At 61.6% G+C, this 3,175-nt stretch carries 4 protein-coding genes; 3 read left to right on the top strand and 1 reads right to left on the bottom strand.

Translation table 11 applies throughout. The features are described from left to right. The coding region (locus AACR11_RS22545; protein ID WP_223295768.1) for a DMT family transporter at positions 1–629 on the top strand (629 nt) is incomplete at its 5' end. Between the two features lie 31 nt (positions 630–660). On the opposite strand, the gene tet(A) is transcribed toward AACR11_RS22545, so the two are convergent. Further along, positions 661–1,860 (bottom strand): tetracycline efflux MFS transporter Tet(A), encoded by a 1,200-nt coding sequence (gene tet(A) / locus AACR11_RS22540; RefSeq protein WP_001973670.1) that lies wholly within the window; start codon positions 1,858–1,860, stop codon positions 661–663. A 105-nt stretch (positions 1,861–1,965) separates the two neighbouring features. On the opposite strand from tet(A), the gene tetR(A) reads away from it, so the two are divergent. Together tetR(A) and AACR11_RS22525 are read left to right on the top strand one after the other, a co-directional pair. After that, on the top strand, positions 1,966–2,616 hold the full coding sequence (gene tetR(A) / locus AACR11_RS22535; protein WP_000164043.1) for a tetracycline resistance transcriptional repressor TetR(A): 651 nt from the start codon (positions 1,966–1,968) through the stop codon (positions 2,614–2,616). A 172-nt stretch (positions 2,617–2,788) separates the two neighbouring features. After that, on the top strand, positions 2,789–3,037 hold the full coding sequence (locus AACR11_RS22525) for a MerR family DNA-binding protein (RefSeq protein WP_445286033.1): 249 nt from the start codon (positions 2,789–2,791) through the stop codon (positions 3,035–3,037). Positions 3,038–3,175: the final 138 nt, after the last annotated feature.

Raw genomic sequence — 3,175 nt, 5'->3', positions numbered from 1 at the left:
TACTAGATATCAAGCGACTTCTCCTATCCCCTGGGAACACATCAATCTTACCGGAGAATATCGTTGGCCAAAGCCTTAGCGTAGGATTTCGCCCTCTCCCGCAAACGACCCCTATTTGCGGAACTGCGGGCGTGGCGCTGTTGGTGTTGACACCAAACGCAGCGCTAGATCCTGTCGGCGTCGCAGCGGGCCTGGCGGGGGCGGTTTCCATGGCGTTCGGAACCGTGCTGACCCGCAAGTGGCAACCTCCCGTGCCTCTGCTCACCTTTACCGCCTGGCAACTGGCGGCCGGAGGACTTCTGCTCGTTCCAGTAGCTTTAGTGTTTGATCCGCCAATCCCGATGCCTACAGGAACCAATGTTCTCGGCCTGGCGTGGCTCGGCCTGATCGGAGCGGGTTTAACCTACTTCCTTTGGTTCCGGGGGATCTCGCGACTCGAACCTACAGTTGTTTCCTTACTGGGCTTTCTCAGCCCGGGGACCGCCGTGTTGCTAGGATGGTTGTTCTTGGATCAGACGCTGAGTGCGCTTCAAATCATCGGCGTCCTGCTCGTGATCGGGAGTATCTGGCTGGGCCAACGTTCCAACCGCACTCCTAGGGCGCGTATAGCTTGCCGGAAGTCGCCTTGACCCGCATGGCATAGGCCTATCGTTTCCACGATCAGCGATCGGCTCGTTGCCCTGCGCCGCTCCAAAGCCCGCGACGCAGCGCCGGCAGGCAGAGCAAGTAGAGGGCAGCGCCTGCAATCCATGCCCACCCGTTCCACGTTGTTATAGAAGCCGCATAGATCGCCGTGAAGAGGAGGGGTCCGACGATCGAGGTCAGGCTGGTGAGCGCCGCCAGTGAGCCTTGCAGCTGCCCCTGACGTTCCTCATCCACCTGCCTGGACAACATTGTTTGCAGCGCCGGCATTCCGATGCCACCCGAAGCAAGCAGGACCATGATCGGGAACGCCATCCATCCCCGTGTCGCGAAGGCAAGCAGGATGTAGCCTGTGCCGTCGGCAATCATTCCGAGCATGAGTGCCCGCCTTTCGCCGAGCCGGGCGGCTACAGGGCCGGTGATCATTGCCTGGGCGAGTGAATGCAGAATGCCAAATGCGGCAAGCGAAATGCCGATCGTGGTCGCGTCCCAGTGAAAGCGATCCTCGCCGAAAATGACCCAAAGCGCGGCCGGCACCTGTCCGACAAGTTGCATGATGAAGAAGACCGCCATCAGGGCGGCGACGACGGTCATGCCCCGGGCCCACCGGAACGAAGCGAGCGGGTTGAGAGCCTCCCGGCGTAACGGCCGGCGTTCGCCTTTGTGCGACTCCGGCAAAAGGAAACAGCCCGTCAGGAAATTGAGGCCGTTCAAGGCTGCCGCGGCGAAGAACGGAGCGTGGGGGGAGAAACCGCCCATCAGCCCACCGAGCACAGGTCCCGCGACCATCCCGAACCCGAAACAGGCGCTCATGAAGCCGAAGTGCCGCGCGCGCTCATCGCCATCAGTGATATCGGCAATATAAGCGCCGGCTACCGCCCCAGTCGCCCCGGTGATGCCGGCCACGATCCGCCCGATATAGAGAACCCAAAGGAAAGGCGCTGTCGCCATGATGGCGTAGTCGACAGTGGCGCCGGCCAGCGAGACGAGCAAGATTGGCCGCCGCCCGAAACGATCCGACAGCGCGCCCAGCACAGGTGCGCAGGCAAATTGCACCAACGCATACAGCGCCAGCAGAATGCCATAGTGGGCGGTGACGTCGTTCGAGTGAACCAGATCGCGCAGGAGGCCCGGCAGCACCGGCATAATCAGGCCGATGCCGACAGCGTCGAGCGCGACAGTGCTCAGAATTACGATCAGGGGTCTGTTGGGTTTCACGTCTGGCCTCCGGACCAGCCTCCGCTGGTCCGATTGAACGCGCGGATTCTTTATCACTGATAAGTTGGTGGACATATTATGTTTATCAGTGATAAAGTGTCAAGCATGACAAAGTTGCAGCCGAATACAGTGATCCGTGCCGCCCTGGACCTGTTGAACGAGGTCGGCGTAGACGGTCTGACGACACGCAAACTGGCGGAACGGTTGGGGGTTCAGCAGCCGGCGCTTTACTGGCACTTCAGGAACAAGCGGGCGCTGCTCGACGCACTGGCCGAAGCCATGCTGGCGGAGAATCATACGCATTCGGTGCCGAGAGCCGACGACGACTGGCGCTCATTTCTGATCGGGAATGCCCGCAGCTTCAGGCAGGCGCTGCTCGCCTACCGCGATGGCGCGCGCATCCATGCCGGCACGCGACCGGGCGCACCGCAGATGGAAACGGCCGACGCGCAGCTTCGCTTCCTCTGCGAGGCGGGTTTTTCGGCCGGGGACGCCGTCAATGCGCTGATGACAATCAGCTACTTCACTGTTGGGGCCGTGCTTGAGGAGCAGGCCGGCGACAGCGATGCCGGCGAGCGCGGCGGCACCGTTGAACAGGCTCCGCTCTCGCCGCTGTTGCGGGCCGCGATAGACGCCTTCGACGAAGCCGGTCCGGACGCAGCGTTCGAGCAGGGACTCGCGGTGATTGTCGATGGATTGGCGAAAAGGAGGCTCGTTGTCAGGAACGTTGAAGGACCGAGAAAGGGTGACGATTGATCAGGACCGCTGCCGGAGCGCAACCCACTCACTACAGCAGAGCCATGTAGACAACATCCCCTCCCCCTTTCCACCGCGTCAGACGCCCGTAGCAGCCCGCTACGGGCTTTTTCATGCCCTGCCCTAGCGTCCAAGCCTCACGGCCGCGCTCGGCCTCTCTGGCGAGGCGGATGTGACGCGGGTGCGCTTCGTGAAATCAGCCCAGCGGCTCGGATTCAGCCTCGACGAGATCGCAGAGCTGCTGAGGCTGGATGACGGCACCCACTGCGAGGAAGCCAGCAGCCTGGCCGAGCACAAGCTTCAGGACGTGCGCGAAAAAATGACCGACCTGGCGCGCATGGAAACCGTGCTATCCGAACTTGTGTTCGCCTGCCATGCGCGGCAAGGGAACGTTTCTTGCCCGCTGATTGCTTCGCTGTAAGGGGAGAAAGAGCCGCGTGGTGCCGACGCGGTGTAGCCGAGGGTAGTTACGCCTTAGCGTGCTTTATTTTCCGTTTTCTGAGACGACCCCTTCATGCCGCCTGTTTTTCCTGCTCATTGGCACGTTTCGCAACCTGTT

The sequence above is a fragment of the Vibrio sp. L85 genome (assembly GCF_963871815.1).
In the GTDB taxonomy this organism is placed as follows: domain Bacteria; phylum Pseudomonadota; class Gammaproteobacteria; order Enterobacterales; family Vibrionaceae; genus Vibrio; species Vibrio harveyi.
The sequence above is the reverse complement of the archived record's forward strand: the minus strand, read 5'-3'. Positions and strand labels throughout refer to the sequence as shown.